This window comes from Streptomyces caeni (assembly GCF_042678285.1).
GTDB classification, from domain to species: domain Bacteria; phylum Actinomycetota; class Actinomycetes; order Streptomycetales; family Streptomycetaceae; genus Streptomyces; species Streptomyces caeni.
In genome coordinates this window covers 208,434-228,537 of record NZ_JBHUDX010000030.1, presented here as the reverse complement: position 1 = coordinate 228,537, position 20,104 = coordinate 208,434, and the positions used below count along the sequence as shown (strand labels likewise).

General features: G+C 74.8%; 11 protein-coding genes. 6 read left to right on the top strand and 5 right to left on the bottom strand.

The features are described 5' to 3' along the window. Positions 1-169 precede the first annotated feature (169 nt). The 3 genes from ACFSL4_RS13600 to ACFSL4_RS13590 all read left to right on the top strand — a co-directional run bounded on the left by ACFSL4_RS13600 (position 170) and on the right by ACFSL4_RS13590 (position 2,005). The gene (locus ACFSL4_RS13600; protein WP_381082157.1) at positions 170-358 is read left to right on the top strand and encodes an MbtH family protein; all 189 of its coding nucleotides are present in this window, start codon (positions 170-172) and stop codon (positions 356-358) included. Next, the gene (locus tag ACFSL4_RS13595) at positions 351-1,133 is read left to right on the top strand and encodes a 4'-phosphopantetheinyl transferase family protein (protein ID WP_381082126.1); all 783 of its coding nucleotides are present in this window, start codon (positions 351-353) and stop codon (positions 1,131-1,133) included. Before ACFSL4_RS13600 ends, ACFSL4_RS13595 begins: the two co-directional genes overlap by 8 nt. Before the next feature lie 131 nt (positions 1,134-1,264). Continuing rightward, on the top strand, positions 1,265-2,005 hold the full coding sequence (locus ACFSL4_RS13590; RefSeq protein ID WP_381082123.1) for a Type 1 glutamine amidotransferase-like domain-containing protein: 741 nt from the start codon (positions 1,265-1,267) through the stop codon (positions 2,003-2,005). 165 nt (positions 2,006-2,170) lie between these two features. On the opposite strand, the gene ACFSL4_RS13585 is transcribed toward ACFSL4_RS13590, so the two are convergent. Both ACFSL4_RS13585 and ACFSL4_RS13580 read right to left on the bottom strand, forming a co-directional pair. Next, the gene (locus ACFSL4_RS13585) at positions 2,171-2,773 is read right to left on the bottom strand and encodes a helix-turn-helix transcriptional regulator (RefSeq protein WP_381082120.1); all 603 of its coding nucleotides are present in this window, start codon (positions 2,771-2,773) and stop codon (positions 2,171-2,173) included. Beyond that, entirely contained in the window at positions 2,770-3,378 is a 609-nt protein-coding gene (locus tag ACFSL4_RS13580; RefSeq protein ID WP_381082117.1) for a LuxR C-terminal-related transcriptional regulator, read from the bottom strand. The genes ACFSL4_RS13585 and ACFSL4_RS13580 overlap by 4 nt, the downstream gene beginning before the upstream one ends. A gap of 401 nt (positions 3,379-3,779) precedes the next feature. Here ACFSL4_RS13580 and ACFSL4_RS13575 point away from each other — a divergent pair, with 401 nt between their 5' ends. From ACFSL4_RS13575 to ACFSL4_RS13565, 3 genes are all read left to right on the top strand, one after another. Further along, the gene (locus ACFSL4_RS13575) at positions 3,780-6,887 is read left to right on the top strand and encodes a type 2 lanthipeptide synthetase LanM family protein (RefSeq protein ID WP_381082114.1); all 3,108 of its coding nucleotides are present in this window, start codon (positions 3,780-3,782) and stop codon (positions 6,885-6,887) included. A gap of 63 nt (positions 6,888-6,950) precedes the next feature. Further along, positions 6,951-7,184 (top strand): hypothetical protein, encoded by a 234-nt coding sequence (locus ACFSL4_RS13570; RefSeq protein ID WP_381082112.1) that lies wholly within the window; start codon positions 6,951-6,953, stop codon positions 7,182-7,184. 161 nt (positions 7,185-7,345) lie between these two features. Beyond that, positions 7,346-10,261, top strand: coding sequence for a helix-turn-helix transcriptional regulator (locus tag ACFSL4_RS13565; protein WP_381082109.1), 2,916 nt, complete (start codon positions 7,346-7,348; stop codon positions 10,259-10,261). Positions 10,262-10,277: 16 nt separating this feature from the next. Here ACFSL4_RS13565 and ACFSL4_RS13560 read toward each other — a convergent pair whose 3' ends face one another. The 3 genes from ACFSL4_RS13560 to ACFSL4_RS13550 are packed head-to-tail and all read right to left on the bottom strand — an operon-like array spanning position 10,278 to position 20,056. After that, positions 10,278-11,543 carry an MFS transporter gene (locus tag ACFSL4_RS13560; RefSeq protein WP_381082106.1) on the bottom strand — a complete coding sequence of 422 codons (1,266 nt, stop codon included), beginning with the start codon at positions 11,541-11,543 and terminating at the stop codon, positions 10,278-10,280. A gap of 33 nt (positions 11,544-11,576) precedes the next feature. Then, positions 11,577-12,806 (bottom strand): cytochrome P450, encoded by a 1,230-nt coding sequence (locus tag ACFSL4_RS13555; RefSeq protein WP_381082103.1) that lies wholly within the window; start codon positions 12,804-12,806, stop codon positions 11,577-11,579. Continuing rightward, entirely contained in the window at positions 12,803-20,056 is a 7,254-nt protein-coding gene (locus ACFSL4_RS13550) for an amino acid adenylation domain-containing protein (RefSeq protein ID WP_381082100.1), read from the bottom strand. Before ACFSL4_RS13550 ends, ACFSL4_RS13555 begins: the two co-directional genes overlap by 4 nt. Positions 20,057-20,104 lie beyond the last annotated feature (48 nt).

The window sequence follows — 20,104 nt, the reverse complement described above, 5'->3', positions numbered from 1 at the left end:
CGCGGGCTCGGCGCGTTCGGCCCTGCCCCGTCCCGCCGCCCGCGGGCACGCTGGCCCCGTCGGCCCCTGACCTGTGGCCGGCTCCATCACCTGCGGGAGGTTCACCGTGACGCAACCCAACCTCACGACCTGCGCGGACGGCGAGGAGTCCCGCCCGGGCACCGACGAGGTGTACCTCGTGGTGCGCAACGACGAGGAGCAGTACTCGATCTGGCGGGCGGACCGCGAGCTGCCCGCCGGCTGGTACCCGGAGGGACGGCGCGGCAGCCGGCAGGAGTGCCTCGATCACATCGACGCGGTCTGGACGGACATGCGCCCGCTCAGCCTGCGCCGCCGGCTGGCCGGGGCAGATGTCTGACGGCCGACCGGGCGGGCTCCTCGGTCTGTCGGCGCACGCCCCGCCGTCGCCGGTGCCGCCGGAGCGGCTGTGCCCGGCCGTGCTGGACCTGTCCGGGCTGCGCCGCCGGACGGACGTCCCGGGTCCGCGTCCGCTGCGGGAGCCGCTGGAGCTGTATCTGGCCCAGGTCGCCGCGCAGGACGAACAGGCCCTGGAGCGCGCCCGGGAGTTGCTGGACGCGGAGGAGCGGGCGCGGGCGGCGGCCTTCCGGCACGACCGGGACCGCGATGCCTACGTGGTCGCGCACGCGGCTCTGCGTGGAGTGCTCGGCGTGCTGCTCGGCGTCCGCCCCCAGGCGCTGCCGCTGGCTCGTGAGCCGTGCGCGGGCTGCGGCGGACCGCACGGCCGTCCGACGCTGCGCACCTCCGGGGTGCACTTCTCGCTGTCGCACAGCGGGGGGCTGGTGATGGTGGCGCTCGCCCCCGCCCCGGTCGGTGTCGATGTGGAGGGGCTGGTCAAAGTCCGGGCGATGCTCGGCGCGCAGTCCGCGCTGCATGTGGCGGAGGCGGAGGAGCTGGCACGGTTGCCCGCGCCCGAGCGTCCGGCGGCGTTCACCCGGACCTGGGTGCGCAAGGAGGCGTACCTCAAGGGACTCGGCACCGGGCTGGTGCGCAATCCGGCGCTGGACTACGTGGGCACCGGTCCGTTGCCGGGGGTCCCGTCGCCGGGGTGGACCCTGCGGGATGTGCTGGTCCCGGCCGGCTACGCGGCGGCTGTGGCCCTGCGTACGCCCTGACAGCGTGCGGACAGCGGTGAGGGGACCGGTTCAAAAGCCGGTCCCCTCACCTCCGTTGCCGCCCTGCGAACCGGAGCGGTCTGCACGGCTTCCACACCCCGTGCGGGCCCTCCCACGTTACGATCAAGCGCGTGACCGCTCCGGAGCCGACCATCCTCGCCACCTCGGGGGGCCATCGCGTCGGCGCCCGCACCCGGGTGCTGTTCGATGCCCTGGTCCACCACGCGGTCGACCTCTCCGGCGTGCACGGCAGGCGTCCGCGCATCCTCTACGTCGGTACGGCGGTGGGCGACGCGGAACACGTCACGGCGCGGGTGGCCGAGGCGGCCCGGGTGGCGGGGTTCGACCTCACCCCGCTCCAGTTGTTCCCGATGCCGAACGTCGATGACGTCGAGGGCACGGTTCTCGACCACGACGTGGTATGGGTGATGGGTGGCTCGGTGGCCAACCTGCTGGCGGTGTGGCGGGTGCACGGGCTGGACGCGGTGATGCGGCGCGCGTGGCGGGCGGGAGTGGTGCTGGCCGGCGTGAGCGCGGGTTCCATCTGCTGGTTCGAGGGTGGCACGACGGACTCGTTCGGCCCCGAACTGCGGCCGGTGACCGATGGTTTGGGCCTGCTGCCGTACGGCAACGGCGTGCACTACGACTCCGACCCCGGCCGGCGTCCGCTGATCCATCGGCTGGTCGCCGACGGCGTCTTCGAGGCTGCCCACTGCACCGACGACGGGGTGGGCCTGGTCTACCGGGGCACCGAGCCGGTCGAGGCGGTGACGGAGCTGCCCGGCAAGGCCGCCTATGTGGTGCGTCGCGACGGCGGGCGGGTCGTGGAGGAGCGGCTCGAACCGCGGTCGCTGCCGGCGGCGGCCTCCTGACCGGGTCCGGACGGGACCGCGTGGGGTGACGGGGGACGGGAGTCCTGCATGATCCCCGGCCCGTGGATCCCCCGTCTGTGGGTCCCCGGCCCATGGATCCCCGGCCCATGGATCCCGTCCCTCGCGTCGTCATCCCGCCCCCGCGTCGTCGTCTCTCCCCCCGGCTCAGACCAGGCCGTGACGGACGGCGTGGGCGACAGCGTGGGCCCGGTTGCGGACCTGGAGGCGGGCCATGATCTCGTAGATGACGTTCTTGACGGTGTGTTCCGAGCAGCCCAGCAGGCGGGCGATGTCCGCGTTGGCGCGGCCGTCGGCCATGAGGCGCAGCACGGACGACTGGCGGCCGGTCAGGGCGGCCGGCCTGCCGCCGGTGGGCGCCGACTCGCCGGGCCGGGGGCCGGGGACCAGCAGATGGGCGAGTTCCGTGTAGGGGATGCCGCGGTGCGGCTGTGCGGCTCGGCGCACCGCCGCCGCCAGGGTCTCCACGGCGAGGTCCGCGGCCGGCAGGACGACCGCCCCGGCGCGCAGGGCCAGCAGCCGGCCGGCGCGCCCGACGGTGTCGCACACGAGCACCAGCGGTCCGGCCTCCGGTGCGAGGCGCAGGGCCCGTTCGGCGTCCGCGGCGACCACCACGGTGACGGTCCCGGCGTCGCCCGGCTCGAACACGCAGGTCAGTCCGGCGCGGCGGGCGAGGGCGCGGACCTGGTCCGCGCCGCGTGCCGGCGGGACGCGGACCACCGCGGGCGCCGCGGTCAGGGCGGGGGTCACAGCAGGCCCGCCCTGAGCGCGTAGGCGACCGCGTGGGCTCGGTTGCGCAGCCGGAACCGCTGGGTGATGTCGTGCACGACGGTGGTGACGGTGCGCGGCGAGTAGCTCAGCCGCTGGGCGATCTCGGCCGTCTCGTGCCCGTCGGCGACCAGCCGCAGGACAGAGCGCTCCCGGTCCGACAGCATGCCGTCGGCCCAGACGCCGCCGTGCCGGGCGTCGGCGGGGCGGTTAAGGATCTGGTCGAGGAGGCCCGGTGGCAGGGTGCAGTCGTCCCGGGCGGCGGCCAGCACCGCGTGGGCCAGCCGCGAGGCGTCGGCCTCCCGGCGCAGCAGCAGGCCCCGGGCACCGGCGGCGAGACCGTGCACGACGTCACCGGAGGCCAGGGTGCCGGCCACCAGGACGACGGCGGGCCCGTGACGGTGGGCGCGGATGGTGCGCACCATGTCCAGTTCGGCCGGGCCGAGCCGGTCCACGGTGAGGACGGCCACCCGCGCGTCCTCGGGCTCGCACACGGTGAGTTCCGGGCAGGCGAGCAGGGTCGTGCGGGTGCCGGCCTCCAGCACCGGGTCGAGGGCGAACACGCCGACGGGTACGGATGCTCCCATCTACTGCTCCCAGGAAGGTCGTCCGCCCGGTCGTGAGCAGCTCGGGCGGTCAGGGGTAAGGACGTGGGCACCACCGTGCCGTCGTCGCCGGTGCGGGGGCATCGGTAACCGGTCCCCACCTTTCCCGCGGACCACCCGGTCCCCTCCCCGCCTGCCCCGCCCTCCGCCGCGCCGTGCCGCGCCCCGGGCGGCCGTACGGCGCAAGGGCCCGGGTAGGGGGCCGCAGGCGCCCGGCCATGGGGGTACCCGGAGTCGGGGCGAGGCGGGCCCCGGCTGCGTTTTCGGGTCCTTCCGGGGCGGTGGTAGCCGGGCCGCGTCCCCGGGGTGGGTGGGGGCCGCTGCAGAATATGGGGGCCGCTTACCCATGTGGGGGCCACCGGGGATCTGCGACGTTCTTTCCCGTGACCGAGACCTCCAGCCTCCCGACTCCCCAAAGCGCCGGGCTTCCCTCCGAGTGGTGGGCCCCCGCGTTGTCCCTCGCGGAACGGCTCGCCGCCCCCGGGCTGCCCGAGTCGCCCGCGGGACCGGCCTGTGCCGGCGCGGCGCCCTGGGCCGTGGGGGACCCGGAGGGCTTCGCCCTGCGGCTCGCCCGCCTCGGGGTCGGCGTGGCCACGGCGGCGGCTCTGGCGACGGAGCCAGCCGCGCGGCTGGCCGCCCGGGCCGCCAAGCCCGACTGGGCCCGGTTCGTCGAAGCGGTGCTGGAGTCGCCCGCCGGGGAATCCGCCGGGCCGGGCGCCGGCGGCGAGGGGCCCGACGCCTTCGCACCGGTCGTACGACCGCTCGTCGCCGCGGCCACCGCCCGGCTGACCGCCCTCCTGCCGCCGGTTGCGGCAGCCGAACGGGCGGTGTGGCGGGAGGCGTTCGAGCGGCGGCTGACGCACCAGCTGGTCCGGCAGGCGGCCCGCACGCTGGTCCATGAACTCGACCGGGCCCGGCGCGCGGGGCGCCTCGCGGGCGACGGGCCGCGCGAGCGGTTCGCCTCCTTCGTCGCCGCCACCGGCACCCGGCGGGGCCTTCGCACACTGTTCGCGGCCTACCCGGTGCTGGCGCGGATGCTCGGGCAGACCTCGCTGGACACGACGGCCGCGACGGCCGAACTGGCGGCGCGGTTCCAGGCCGACCGGGCGGAACTCGCCGCCAGGCTCCTCGGCGGACGCCGTACCGGCTCGCTCACCGGGGCCGACCTGGGCCGCGGGGACGCCCACCAGGGCAACCGGTCCGTCGCGGTGCTGCGCTTCGACAGCGGCGAACGGCTCGTCTACAAGCCCCGGCCGCTCGACCAGCACGCCCTGCTCGACGACTTGGCGGCCTGGCTCAACGCGAGGGTGCCCGGCCTCGCCCTGCGCACCGCCCGCACGCTGCGCCGCGACGCCTACGGCTGGCTGGAGTTCGTCGAGCACCGCTGGTGCCGGTCGGTGACCGAGACCGATGCCTTCTACCGGCGCCAGGGGGCTCTGCTGGCGCTGCTGTACGCGGTGGACGGCGCCGACATGCACTACGAGAACGTCATCGCGTGCGGCGACCAGCCGGTCCTGGTGGACGCCGAGACGCTGCTGCACACCGGGCTGGCGCAGGCCATGACGGCGGGCGCGGACCCGGCCGCGGACGCCCTGCACGCCTCCGTACACCGCACCTGCCTGCTGCCCCACCTGCTGATCGGCGAACACGGGGCGCTCGACATCTCCGCGCTCGGCCGGTCCACCGACGGCACCTACCCGAGCGAGGGCCTGCGCTGGGAGGACAGCGGCCGGGACACCATGCGGGCGGTGCGGGCGCCGATGCCCAGCCCGGCCGCACAGAACCATCCGCTGCCCGCCGGCCGCCCTCTGACGGACGCCGACCACCGGGCGGCCCTGATCGAGGGGTTCCGCACCGCGTACGCGGCCATCGCCGAGCACGGTGGTGAACTGCTCTCCGACGAAGGCCCGTTGGCCACCCGCGCCGACCGTCCGGCCCGGCTCATCGTCCGCTCCACCCGCCTGTACGCGACGCTGCTGGAGGAGTCGGTCCACCCGTCGCTGCTCGGCGACGCGCTCGCCCGGGACGGCGTGTTCGCCGTGCTGTGGAGCGAGTCCGAGCACGATGAGGCACGCAGCCGGCTCGTCGAGCACGAGACCGCCGCCCTGTGGCGCGGTGACATCCCGCTCTTCGCGCATGTGCCGTCGGGTACGGGGGTCCTGGCGGACAACGGCACCTGGGTGCCCGAGGTGCTGGGGGTGGCGAGTCTGGCATCGGTGTTCGCGAAGATCGCCCGTATGGACGAGGTCGACTGCCACGACCAGGAGTGGATCATCTCCGCGACGCTGGCCACCCGGGACGCCGCCGCGCCGTCACCCCGGCCCAGGTCGGAGCTGGCCGTGGGGCGGCCACCGGCCGTCGTACCCGATGCGTCGCGGCTGCTGGCCGCCGCGTGTGGGATCGCCGACGAGATCGCCGCCCGCACCGTACGCGACGGCGACCGGACCAACTGGCTCGGTCTGGAACGGGTCTCCGGACCGCACTGGGCGGTGCTTCCGATGGGCGCCGGTCTCGCGCAGGGCTATTGCGGGGTGGCGCTGTTCCTGGCCCACACGGACGCGTTGGCGGGCGCCGGCCGGTACGCCGCGCCCGCCCGGGGCGCGGTCCGGCCCCTGGCGGCCGTGCTCAAGGCCCTGGCCGGCGACCCCGAACTGAGCGCGGCCGCGGGGCCGGGCGCCTACGACGGGCTCGGCGGCATCGTGTACGCCGTGCTGCGGCTGTCGGCCCTGCTGGACGAGGATCTGACGGCCTGTCTGCCGGATGCGATCACCGCGCTCGGTCATGCCGCCGCGGCCTGCTGTCATCCGGGGCTCGCCGGAGGGACGGCCGGGGCGTTGGCCGCCGCCGTCGCGGCACACGAGCAGACCGGCGATCCTTCGGCACTGCGGCTGGCGGACGGCGTGGCGGACCGGCTTCTGGCCACCGTGTCCGCAGCCGGTTGCGGCCCGGCAGACCTGGCTCCCGGTTTCGCGGACGGCGCGGCGGGCATCGGCTGGGCGCTGCTGCGCTACGCCGCCCTGCGGCCCCGGCGCGCCGCCCGCCACGAGTCCGCCGCCCACGGCCTTCTCGGCGCCGCGCTCCGGGACACGGTGGCCGCCCCGGCGGACCTGTCGTGGGCCACGGGACTCGCCGGAGTGGCGGCCGCCCCCGCCCGACGCCACCCGACGCCGGCCCTGTCCCGCGCGGCGGACCTGCTGGCGGACACCGAGGTGGGCCTGGACCTGAGCCTGTGGCAGGGCGCACTCGGCACCCTGGATGCCCTGGCGGCACTCGCCGCCCAGGGCGACACGACCGCCGCCACGGCCCTGGACCGGGACACCGGCCGGGTGCTCGCCGTGGTCGAGGCGCAGGAGCACCGCTGTGCGACCCCCGACCATGTTCCCTCCCCCGGGCTGCTGACCGGACTCGCCGGCATCGGCTACGGACTGCTCCGCCTGGCCCACCCCGCGAACGTCCCGTCCGTCCTGTTCCTCGATCACCCCCGCGACTGACCTGCACGAACCGACCTGCACGAGCTCACCGCACACCGGCACGGCACCTCCACCTCCGACCCCGTGCGCCGCACGGGACACCAGAAGGGGATCACCGTCATGGACAAGAACCTCACCGCCACCGCCGCCGAGGCAACCGAGACCGCCGCCGACGAGCAGGACGCGGCGGGCGGGATCAGACTCCGGGGCCGCAACCGGGCCTGCGCCCGTGCCCGCGTGCTCGCCGGCATGGTCCTGACCAGCGGCATCGTCATCACGCTGTCCTCCATGGACACCTCGGTCTCCGCGCCGAACTGACCTTTGCGACGCCGTACTTCGGGTGCGGCGCGGATCGGCCCGGTCCGCGCCGCCGTACTCCTGCGCCTCCGTACTCCTGCGCCGCTGCCGACGCGGTCGCAGGGGTGTCCGGCCCAGGCGATCTGCCGCGGGCCCGGGAAGGCGCATTATCATCTGCGTTCATGCGTTCCCACGCGCCTTCTCTGGTCGGGCGGGATCCCCAACTCGCCTTTCTCGAACGCGCCATGGCCGATGCGAGACAGGGACACGGTGGTGTCCACTTCCTCGTGGGCGAGGCCGGCGTCGGCAAGTCACGGCTCGCGGCGGAAGCCGTCGGCGGTGCGCTCGGCCACGGGATGCGGGTCCTGCGCGGCCGCAGCAGCACCACAGGCCCCGCCGTGCCGTTCCGTCCCCTGACCGAGGCGCTGATGTCGCTGTTCCGCGGCGGCGAGCCGACGGACGATCCCCTCCTCGGCCCCTACCGGCCGGTCCTGGGACGGCTGATACCCGAGTGGGACACCGGGGAACGTGAGAGCAGCTCGATGGTCATCCTGGGCGAGGCGGTACTGCGTCTGCTCATCGCCGCCGGGCGCGGGCGGGGCCAGCTGCTGCTGCTGGAGGATCTGCACGACGCCGACCCCGAGACGCTCGGCGTCCTCGAGTACCTGGTGGACAACCTGGAGTACACGCCCGTGCTGCTGCTGGCCACCGTGCGGACGGACTTCAGTGACGCCCTGGACCTCGCGCAGTCTGCCCGCCGCCGCGGGGCCGCGACCCTGGTCGACCTCCAGCCCCTGTCTCGGCCCCAGGTGCACGACATGGTCTGCGCCCAGCTCGGCGTCGACGGGCCAAACGAGGTGCCCGCACAGGTCCTGGAACGGCTGTGGGATGACAGCGCGGGCAGCCCGTACCTGGTCGAGGAACTGCTGCAGTCCATGATCGGGGCCGGCACCCTGGTGCAGGGGCCGGAGGGCTGGCGGGCGGTGGGCGATCCACGCCGCGACGTTTCCTCGACGCTGGCCCGCGGCATTCTGCGCCGTATCGACCGGCTGGGCGGCCAGGGGCTGACGCTGCTGTCGGCCGCCGCGGTCCTCGGACGCCGCTTCCCGCTCACCGTGTTGCAGCGCATGACCGGCGTCGACGACCGGGCCCTGCTCAGTCATCTGCACGCGGGCGTGGCCGCCCGCCTGGTGGTCCCCGACGAGCCGGCGCCCGACTGGTACTCCTTCCGCCACTCCCTCACCGTGGATGCGCTGTTCACGCAGATGACGCCGGGCCGGCGAGCGGATCTGGCCAGGCGGGGCGCGGAGGCCGTCGAGGAGCTCCACCCCGGCCTCGGCGACGGCTGGTGCGCGCTCGCCGCCGGGCTGCGCAGCGAGGCCGGGGACCGCCTCGAGGCGGGACGGTTGTTCGCGGACGCCGGCGGCCGGGCTCTGGTCGCGGGCGCGCTCGGGTCCGCCGTGACCCTGCTCAGCCGCGCCGAGAGCCTGCTCTCCGACGCGGACGATCCGCAGATGCGGGCCGCGGTCCTGGAGAATTTGCTGCCGGCGCTCGCGGAGGCCGGTGACTTCGCCCGCGCGTTCGACCTGGCCGACGACCTGCACGCGCTGGGCGGCTCGGGACTGAGCCCCGTGCGCCTGGCGACCCTGCACACGCGGCTGGCCAAGGTCGCCCACACGGCGGGACGATGGAGCGACGGCAACCGGCAGGTCGCCCGCGCCCGCGAAGTGCTGGCGGTCGCGCCGGACGAGGCGACGGCCGCCGCCGTCGACGTGACGGCCGCCTACCTCGCCCTCGACACTCCGGGCGCGGACCGCACCCAGCACGCGGAGAAGCTGGCCCGCTCGGCCGCCGACACCGCCGAGCGCCACGCGCTGCCCGTCGTCGCCTGCCAGGCCCGGGAGCTGCTCGCCACCGTGGCCCGGGAGCGGGACCCGGAGGAGTCCCAGGCGATGCTCGAACAGGCCCTCACCACGGCGGAACGCCACCGTCTCCCCCTGCAGCGGATGTACGCGGCGACCCGCATGGGCGGCAACGCCTGGCTCGCCGAGGGTGACACCTCGGGGCTGGTGGCGGCCCGTGCGGAGGCGCTGCGGCTCGGCTCGGTGAACATCGTGCACACCGTGGACGGCATCCTCGTGCTGGACGCGGTGCTGCGCGGCGCCTACGGGGCGGCCCGGCCGGCCGCCGCCGAGTGCCTGTCGGTGGTACGCCGGCTGCGCCTTGCCCCGGCCGTGCGCTACGTCCTGATGGCGCAGGCCGTGCTGGAGGCGCACCGCGCGGACCGTGCGGCGATGGAGGCGACACTCACCGCGTTCGCCGAATGGGACGGCGCCGGCTCGCAGGAGGAACCGCTCTGCCTCGGTCTGGCGCGCGTCTTCTGCGCCCTGCTGGAGGAGGACCGCGACCTGGCGCGCGCCGAGCTCAGGACGCTGCTGGCGCTGGAGGCAGACAACCCGTCCACCTACCACCTCAGCGGCACCCACGGTCTCGTCCTGCTGCTGGACGTGCTCGCCGGGGACGCGGACCGGGCCCGCCACAAGGAGGTCACGGCCACCGCCATGGCCCGGATGCGCTGGAACCGGCAGTTCGTGCTGCTCGCCGACGCGGTGCTGCTGGGCCGGGAGGGCGCAGGCTCCCGGGCGGCCGGATCGGTCGGGGCCGCGCTGGCGGTGGCGCAGCCGTATCCGCTGGCCCTGCATCTCGGGCTGCGGCTCATCGCGGACGCGGCGCACCGGGACGGCTGGGGTGATCCGGTGGGCTGGTTGCGACGGGCCGAACACTACTTCCACGAGAGGGACATCACCGCCGTCACGGGCGCCTGCCGGGCCGGGCTGCGCCGGCTCGGAGCTCCGGTGCACCAGCACCGCACCGGCACCACCGGCATCCCCGAGGAGCTGCGCGCGCAGGGTGTGACGGTGCGCGAGTTCGAGGTGTTCCGGCTGCTGGCGGAGCGGCTGAGCAACAAGGACATCGCCGACCGGCTGTTCATCTCGCCGCGCACGGCGGAGAAGCACATCGCGAGCCTCATCACGAAGACGGGTGCGGCCAACCGCGCGGATCTGTGCGCTCGGTCGGCCGCCTTCCGGACCTCCTAGGTCCTGTCGTCCGGCCCTATCTCATCTCGCGCACCGCCCGGGACCCGAGCACCGCAAGACCCGTCAGGGCGAGCACCGCGGCCACCGTCCCGAACAGGGCGAGCGCGTCGATCCGGGCCAACGCGCCGCACATGATCAGCGACAGCGGGGCGGCGGCGTAGCCGAGGACCATGTCGACGGAGACGACCCGGGTGAGGACGTCGTTGGGGATGTTCCGCTGGATCCAGCTGAGGCCGAACACGCCCTGGAAGCCGATGCCGAAGCCCATGACGAGCACGGTCGCCACGACGGCCGGGGTGCTGTGCAGCAGGCCGAGGACGGCCATCCCGGCGCCCAGCCAGCCGGCCAGGGCGGCCACCAGCAGGCCGACCCGGGGCCGGCCGCCGAGGGCGCCGCCGGCGAGCGTGCCGAGCACCGCGCCTCCGGCGAGGGCGCCGTTGAGGACGCCGAGCGTGGCCGAGCCGCCACGCAGCACGTCGTCGGCGAGGGCGGCGAATCCGACCGTGAAGGGCCCGGCGTAGCAGAAGTTGACGGCGGTGTCGAGGGCGACGACGGTCCGCAGCCGGGGATCGCGCCAGGTGAAGGTGACGCCTTCCCGGATGCGGGCGCCGAGCGACGGCTGGTCCCGCGTCTTCTCCGCGGCGGGGCGGGACGCCTTGCGGCGGGACGCCTCCGGGCGGGTGCGGATGCTCGCCACGCACCAGCCGCACAGCGCGAAGCAGACGGCGTCGACGAGGAAGGCGACGGGCGCCCGGGTCATGGCGATGGCCACACCGCCGATGGCCGGTCCGACGACGGCGGCGGTCCGCGCGCCCGCGCCCAGCAGCGCGTTGGCGGGAGTGAGCAGGTCCTCGTCCACGACGGAGGGCAGGATCGAGACGCGGGCGGGCTGGAAGAAGGCGTCGACCGCGCCGAAGGCGGCGGCGGCGGCACACAGCATCCACACCGTCAGATGACCGGTCAGACCGGTGATGCCGACGGCCGCCATCAGCGTGGCCCGGGCCCAGCTGGAGGCGACCATGAGGGTGCGGGTGGACCAGGAGTCGCCGAGGGTGCCGCCCACCAGGGTGAGCAGCGCTCGGGGTACGGCCTGGAAGGCCAGCACATAGCCGAGGGTGAGGGTGGAGCCGGTCAGTGAGAGGGTGATCCAGGAGAACGCGACGACGCTGAATCCGTCGCCGAGCAGGGACAGCGACTGTCCCAGCCACAGGAGCCGGAAGGGCCGGTGGCGTGCGGGGGTCCACAGCCGCGGACCGGCGCCTGCGAGGGTGGTGGCCATCATGTGCCTTTCGTCGTACGGGGGGCGGAGGTCCGGTCAGTAGCGGACGGGCAGGGCGGTGAGGCTGCGGTTGAGCAGGGAGGGCTGCCACCTCAGCCGGCCGGGTCCGGCCAGGGTGAGACCGGGGCGCTCGGTGATCAGCGTGCGCACGGCGGCCACCGCCACCAGGCGGGCCAGTGCGGCGCCGATGCAGAAGTGCGCGCCGAAGCCGAAGCCGAGGTGGGTGGCGCCGCTGCGGCGGACGTCGAACCGGCCGGGGTCGGGGAAGCGGGCGGGGTCGCGGTTGGCGGCGGCGGTGACCAGGAAGATCCGGTCGCCGGCTCGCAGGGTGCGGCCGTCGAGGTCGAGGTCGCGGGCGGCGGTGCGTATCGACATCTTCGACGGGCCGTCCAGACGCAGGGTCTCCTCCACCGCCCCCTGCGCCAGGTCCGGGTCCTGGCTCACGGCGGCGAGCTGGTCGGGCCGGGTGTGCAGGGCGAGGACGGTGTTGGCGATGAGGTTGCTGGTGGTCTCCCCGCCGGCGAACGCCATCTGGGTGAGCATCCCGACGAACTCCTCCTCGCTGACCGACTCCCCCACCCGGCCTTCCCGCAGGACCTGGCTGATCAGGTCGTCACCCGGCTCGGCGCGGCGGCGGGCGACGAGGGCGGCGAGGTAGCCCTCCAGGCTGACCAGGGCCTGGAGGGAGGCCCGGTACTCGCTCTCCTCCTGGGCGGTGCCCAGGACGAGGTCGGCGACGCGGGCGTTCCAGTACCAGAAGGAGGGCGCGTCGGTGCGGGGGATGCCCAGCCAGCGGGCGAACACCAGCGCGGGCAGGGGCTTGGCGACGTCGGCCATGAGGTCGCCGTCGCGGCCCGGGACGGCGCCGCGGGCAAGGACCGCGCGGGTCGCCTTCTCGCTGAAGGAGCGGTAGCGGGCGACGGCGCGGGCGGCGAACGCCTCCTGGAAGACCTGCCGCAGCCCGCGGTGCCGCGGCGGGTCGTTGAAGACCATCCAGCGCGACAGGATCGTGAAGGCGCGCTCGGCGTCCTCGCGTGCGCCCTGCGGCACGGCGTCCATCAGGGGGCGTACCCGGTCGGCGGAGACGGCCGGATCGCGCAGGCAGCGCATCACCTGGTCGTAGCCGGTGACGAGCCAGGCGTGGTGGAGGGGGCTCCAGTGCACCGGCGCGTGGTCGCGCAGCGCGTCGAGGTGCTCGTACGGGTCGGAGATCATGTCCGCGGCGAGCAGGTAGCGCTCGGCGAAGGCGGGGGCGGGGGCGGTCATCGCAGGTCTCCTGCCTGGATCGTGACGAGCAGTTCGGCGATCTCGGCCACCCGGGGCTCGGCCATCATCGACATGTGGTCGCCGTCGCTGATGTGCAGGGTGAGCCCGCCGCCGGCCACCGCGCGCCAGCGCTCGACATAGGTGTCGTAGTCGACGTCCAGGCCGGGCATCGTGCGGCCCCGGGGCAGCCCGGCGGCCTCGCTGCCGACGACGAGGTGCACGGGGCCGGGGTAGGGGCGGACCTCGTAGGCGGCCAGAGCGGCGAGCAGGGAGTGCCACACCTCGATCGGGGCCCCCTCGACCAGGGCCGCCTCGGCCGGGCTCATGCCCGCGCCCAGCAGGGTGGCGGTCAGTTCGGCCGTGGCCCGCTCGCGCTGCGGGGAGGGCGGCATGCCGCGCAGCCGGTCACGCAGGCGCAGGGCCTCGCGCAGGTCCGCGGTGACGCCGTTCAGACGCTCCCTCGCGGCGGTGTTGGGCAGATACGGCTCGATCAGCACCAGTGGCGCAACGGTGTGTCCGGCCCGGTGGAGCTGGGTGGCCATCTCCAGGGCGATGTTGGCTCCCATGGACCAGCCGAGCACGGCGTGCGGGCCGGTGCCACCGCGTTCGGTGATCTCGGCGACGTAGTTGGCGGCGATACCGGTCACCGTGCTCGGGTCGACCCCGCCGAGCAGCCCGCGCGCCTGGAAGGCGTGCACGGGCCGGCCCGGCGGCAGGGCGCGGGCGAGCGGGACGAACCAGGCGGCGCTGCCTCCGGTGGGGTGCACGCACCACAGGGGCTCCCCCGTGCCCTCGCGCAGCCTCACCTCGGAGGTCACGACGGCGGGCAGGCCGTCGCCGGCCGCCCTGGTTGCGTGCTCGGCGAGCCGGGCGATGGTCGGATACTCGATCAGGTCGCCCACCGACACCGGCAGACCGCGTCCCGCGGCCATCAGGGAGACCCGGACCGTGGACAGGGAGCTGCCGCCGATGCGGAAGAAGTCGTCGTGGACGCCGATCCGGGACAGTCCGAGGACGTCGCGCCAGATCTCTGCGAGGATCTTCTCGGCCGGGGTGGACGGGGCGGCGTACCCGGTGTCGGCGCGCTCCAGTTCGGTCGGCGGCAGGGGCAGCGCACGTTTGTCGATCTTGCCGCTGCGGTTGACGGGCATCTCGTCGAGAAGGACGAACCGGGCGGGCACCATGTAGGCGGGCAGCGACGACCGCAGCGCGCCGCGGAGTTCCTCGGAGGTGGGCCGCCCCGGCCCGTGGACGACGAGGTAGGCGACGAGGGCCGGTTCGCCGCCGGGCAGGTCGGTGCGGTGCAGGACGACGGCCTGGCTCACCTCCGGCAGGCGGCGCAGCGCGTGCTCGATCTCGCCGAGTTCGATGCGGAAGCCGCGCAGCTTCACCTGTGCGTCGCGGCGGCCGAGCCACTCCACGGATCCGTCGGGCCGGTGCGTGCCCACATCGCCGGTGCGGCACAGCCGTTCCCCGGGGGCGCCGTAGGGGTCGGGGACGTAGGTGGCGGCGGTCAGCGCGGGCCGGCCCAGGTAGCCGCGGCCGACGGCCTGTCCGCCGAGGTGGATCTCGCCGGGTACGCCGGCCGGGACGGGCTGGAGGTCGTCGTCCAGGACGTGGATGCGGGTGTTGCGTATCGGGGTGCCGATGGGCGGGTGGCCCTGTCCGGGGCGAAGTTCCGCGGCGACGGACCACACCGAGGTCTCGGTGAGGCCGTAGACGTTGTGGAAGCGCCGGCCGCGCGACCAGGTGTCGGCGAGTTCGGCGGGGCATGCCTCGCCGGCGACCTGGAGGACGCGCAGGTCGGGGAAGTCGTCGCCGCCGAGCACGGCGAGGGCGCTGGGCGGGAGCATGGCGCCGGTGACGCGGGCCTCGCGCAGGGTGCGGGCCAGGTCGGGGCCGGGGCGCAGGTCGTCCTTGGGCGCGGTGACGAGCCGGCCGCCGTTGGCGAGGGACCAGGTCAGTTCGAGGATCGAGGCGTCGAAACCGAAGGAGGCGAACTGCAGCACGCGGTCGCCGGGGGTGGGGCGGATCAGATCGCGTTGCCCTTCGATCATGTTGGACAGGCCGCGGTGCGGGATGGCCACGCCCTTGGGGGTGCCGGTGGAGCCCGAGGTGTAGATGATGTAGGCGAGGGTGTCGGCGTCGGGCTCCCGGCCCGGCACGGGCCCGACGGGCGCGGCGGGCTCGTCGAGGTGGATCACCGGTCCGTCGAAGGGCACCGTCCCGTCCAGCGCTCGCTGGGTCAGCAGCACCCGCATCCCGCTGTCCTCGGCCATGAACGCAAGCCGTTCGGCGGGGTGCTGCGGGTCGAGGGGGACGAAGGCCCCGCCGGAGCGCAGTACCCCGAAGGCGGCGCGCACCAGGTCCGGGCCGCGCTGCGCGCAGATGCCCACGACGGTCTCCGGGCCCACCCCGAGCCGCCGCAGTCGTCGGGCGAGCTGTTCGGCCTGCTCCTGGAGTTCGGCGTACGTCATCTGCCATCCGCTGTGCTCGACGGCGACCGCGTGCGGGGTGCGCCGGGCGTGTTCGGCCATGTGCTGGTGGAGCAGCAGGGGCGAGGAGGGCGTCTGCGGTCCCCGGGCCCAGACGTCGAGGGCTATGGTCCGGGCCCGGCCGGTGAGCGCGGGCCGGGTGACGGGGGCGTGCGGGTCGGCGACCATGGCCTCCAGCTGCGCGCGGTAGACGTCGGCGAGTTGCTCCGCGGTGGCGGGCGCGACGAACTCCGGGTCCGCGTCGAGGGTGAAGGCGTTGACGCTCGCGTTCACCAGCAGCGGGAACATGGTCCGGGCGATCTCCAGGGAGTCGTCCCAGGACTCGTGCGAGAGCCGGTGGAAGTTGACGTAGTTGAAGACGGTGTCCGTCAGGCGCGGTTCGGTGGGCCGCAACGCGGCGATCCGCACGAGCGGGACCCTGCGGTGCGGCATCATCTCCTGCTCGGCGGCGAAGACGTCCCGCAGATAGGACAGCCAGCTGCCGCGCGGGCGGGCCACGCCGAACGGCACGGTGTTCAGAAACAGTCCGCGCATCCGGTCGGCGCCGGGCACTTCGGGACGCCCGTTGGTGACCAGTCCGATGCTGTGGCCGGCGGCGTCCGCGTCCCGGTCGGCGAACAGGCTCATGGTGTGGTGGAAGGCCGTCATCAGGACGGTCCGGCGGGGGACGCCGGCCTGCTTGGCCAGGGCGCCGATGCGTTCGGCGAGATGGGCGTAGGAGCGCCGTGCCTCGTGTACCGGGGGCTCGCCGCCGGCCTCGCCCGCGGGCCGCCGGCGCAGGGTGACGGGCCGCAGTTCGGCGAGCCGGTCGCGCCAGTACCCGAGTGATTCCTCGCTGTCGAGGGCGGCCCGCTCCAGGGCGACGTACTCGGCGAAGGCGGGCGAGTCCGGCGGCTGCGGGGCGGTGCGGTGGGCGACGGCCTCGCGGTGCAGGGCCAGCAGGTCGGCGACGAGGGAGGTCAGACTCCAGCCGTCGAGGACGACATGGCAGTCGGTGAGGACGAGCCGCAGGTCGTGGTCGGTGACGTGGTGGAGGTGGATGCGCACCAGGGGGGCTGCGGCGAGGTCGAAGCGACGCTCGAACTCGGCGTCCACGAAGGCGCGCAGCCGGGCCCGCTGCTCCTCGCGCGGCAGCCCGCGCAGGTCCGTGTAGCCGACGGGCAGGTGGGCGCTGCGGTGGACGAGCTGGAGGGGCTCGCGGTAGGAGACGAGGTCGACGGAGGTGCGCAGGATGGGGTGTCCGGCGACCATCGCGTCCACGGCGGCCTGAAAGGCGTCGAGGTCGAGGCCCTCGGGGACGGTGATCTTCAGGTCCGTGACGTTGTGGTAGGCGCCGCGCCGGGGGTCGGCGAGCATCTCGTGCAGCATCCCCGCCTGGAGCATGGTGAGCGGGTAGGCGTCGGCGAGTTGCTCGGGCAGGCGGTCGGCGTCGGCGGGGTCGAGCTGGGAGAAGGGGGCCACCGGGTCCGGGGTGTCCCCGGCGTTGCGGACCAGCGTGGCGAGGGCGGCCAGGGTGCGGGAGCGGAAGACGTCCGCGACGGTGAACCCCAGCCCGGCGAGACGGCCGAGGCCGACCAGGCGCAACGCCAGAATGGAGTCGCCGCCCAGGTCGAAGAAGTTGTCGGTGCGGCTGACGTGCTCGACGCCGAGGACCTGGCTCCACACGCCGGCCAGGGCCTGCTCGGCCGGTCCCCGGGGCGGCACGTGTGCGCGCTGTCCGGCCCGGTCCGGCCGCACGGAGGCGAGCGCGGCGCGGTCCACCTTGCCGTTGGCCGTCAGGGGCAGCCGGTCGTGGCGGACGAACAGCGCCGGGACCATGTAGTCAGGCAGGGTGAGCCGGAGTCCCTCGCGCAGTGCGGGCGGGTCGAGGGGGCGCCCCTCGGGTGTGACGACGTGGGCGGCCAGCCGGGCGGTGTCGCCGTCGCGGCGGGCGACCACGGCCGCGTCCCTGACGCCGGGCAGGACGCGCAGGGCGGTCTCGATCTCGCCCGGCTCGATGCGGTAGCCGCGGATCTTCACCTGGTGGTCGGCGCGGCCGACGTAGCCGAGCCGGCCGTCGGGCAGCACCCGGACCAGGTCGCCCGTGCGGTACATACGGGTGCCGGGCGCGCCGAAGGGGTCGTCGAGGAAGCGTTCGGCGGTCAGTTCGCTCCGGTTGCGGTAGCCGCGGGCGACGCCGCCGCCGGAGACGTACAGCTCGCCGATGCTGCCGGGCGGGACGAGCCGGCCCCAGGGGTCGAGGACGTAGCCGTGCTGTCCGGCGAGCGGGCGCCCGATGGGCGAGCGTGTGGCGCCGTCGACGTCGTGCTCGGTGATGGTGCGGATGGTGACGTGGACGGTGGTCTCGGTGATGCCGTACATGTTGACCAGCGCGGGCCGCGGTCCCGGGGTGGTGAACCAGTCCCGGTAGTCGCGCACGTCGAAGGCGTCGCCGCCGAAGACGACGGTGCGCAGGGCGAGGCCGGTGAAGTCGGCGCCGGTGTCCCTCAGGTGGGCGCGCAGTCCCTTGAAGGCCGCCGGTGTCTGGTTGAGGACGGTGACGTGGTCCTCGCGCAGCACCCGGTGCACGGCGGCCGGATCGCGGGCCTCCTCCGCGGTGAGGACGACGACGCGTCCGCCGCTGGTGAGCGGCGCCCACAACTCCCAGACGGAGAAGTCGAAGGCGGGCGAGTGCATCAGCGTCCAGACGTCGGCGGGCCCGAAGTCGAAGTGCCGGTCGGCGGCGCCCAGCAGCCAGGCCAGGTTGCCGTGGGTGATCTCGACGCCCTTGGGCCGGCCGGTGGAGCCGGAGGTGTAGATGACGTAGGCGAGGTCGTCGGGATCCGGGAGGATGTCGCCGCTCTGCTCCGGTGCACGGTCGTCGTCCGCGTCCAGCACGATCACCCGCACGGGCAGATCGTCGACGGTGGCGCGGGTGGCGGTGTCCGTGACGATCCAGTCGACGCCGGCGTCGGTGACGCTGAACTCGCGGCGGGCCTTGGGGTGGGAGGGGTCCAGGGGCAGGTAGGCGGCACCGGCTCGCCACACCGCGAGCAGGGCCACGGCCAGGTCGGGGGTGCGGTCGAGGCAGACGCCGACGAGCGAGCCGCGGGTGATGCCGGCGGCGCGCAGCCTGCGGGCCAGCGCGGACGCCTCGGCATCGAGCTGCGCGTAGGTCAGGGCGCGTCCCGATCCGCTGACCGCGAGCGCGTGGGGCGTGGCGGCGATGTGGTCGGTGAGGCGGTCGGGGGCGGTGCGCGGGGCGGGGCAGGCGTCGTCGTGGCCGGCGCGGGCGGGCCCGTCGGGCCCGAGCAGATGGGCGCGTTCGGCGGGGGTGAGGGGGTCGACGGCGCTGAGCGGGGTGTCGGGCCCGGCGCAGAACGCCTCCAGCAGGGCCACGGTGTGCCGGGCGAGGGCGGCGACGGTCGTCTCCTCGAACAGGTCGGGGCGGTAGACGAACACCAGGTCGGTGCGTCCGTCGCCGTCGCGCAGATCGAGGGTGAGGTCGAACTTCGCGGTGGTCAGGTCGATCGGGTACGGCACCCCCCGGATCCCGCCCAGGCTGATGCCGGACGCTCCGGTCTCGGTGTGCGTGTAGAGGACCTGGGTGAGCGGGTTGCGAGTGAGGTCGCGTTCGGGACTGAGCGCGTCGACGACCTCCTCGAACGGCACCGACTGGTGCGAGAACGCCTCCAGGACCGTCTCCCGGGTGCGGGCGAGCAGCACGGCCGGGGTCGGGTCGTCGCTGAAGTCGCCGCGCAGTACCAGGGTGTTGACGAAGAAGCCGACGAGCTGCTCGGTCTCGGCCCGCTCCCGGTTGGCGACGACGGTGGCGACGGCGATGTCGTGCTGCCCGCTGTGGAAGGCCAGCGCGGCCTGGAACGCGGCCAGCACCGTCATGTAGGGCGTGGTGCCGGCGCTCCGGCCCAGCGCGGCGAGTGCGGCGGTCAGCGCGGGCGGCAGGGTGACGCGGTGCGCCGCCCCGAGACGGCTGGGCGTGTCGGGGCGGGGATGGTCCGTGGGCAGCTCCAGCGGAGCGAGTCCGGCGAGCCGGGTGCGCCAGTGGTCGAGCGCGGCCGACCGGTCGGCGTCGCACTGCCAGATCGCGTAGTCGGTGTAGTCCAGGGGCAGTTCGGGCAGCCGGTGGCCGCGTCCCTCCGTTCTGGCCCGGTACAGCTCGGTCAGGTCGCGGACGAGGAGGTCGAGGGACCAGCCGTCGGAGACGATGTGGTGCATGCCGAGCACCAGCACGTGGTCGTCGTCGGCCGCGCGCACGAGGGTGGCCCGGAAGGCGGGTTCACGAGCCAGGTCGAACGGGCGTACGGCGACGGCGTGCACGGCCGCGGTCAGGAGCCGTTCCCGCTCCTCGCCGGACGGCGCGGACGCCTCGGTCACGTCCAGGACCGCGGCGTCGGCGGTCAGCACGCGCTGGCAGGGGACGCCCTCGTGCTCGGGGAAGACCACGCGCAGCTGCTCGTGCCGGGCGACCAGGTCCGCGACGGCCGCGCGCAGGGCGGGCACGTCCAGCGGGCCGGTGAACCGCCAGGCCGCGGGGAGCAGATAGGTGGGCGCGCCGGGGTCGAGCCGGTCCAGGAAGTAGAGGCGCTGCTGTGCGGCGGACAGCGGGATCCGGTCCGGGCGGGGCCGTACCCGGGCCGGCCCGTCGTCCCGGTTGCCGGACCGGCCGCTCAGCCGCTGCTCCAGCAGGCGCCGGGCGGCCGGGGACAGGCCGCCGCCCACGGCGAGCGGGCCGGGACGCACGTCGGACGTGGTCATGGGGCACTCCGATCTCAGGTCTGGGAAAGGGAAGTCGATGAGCGGCGG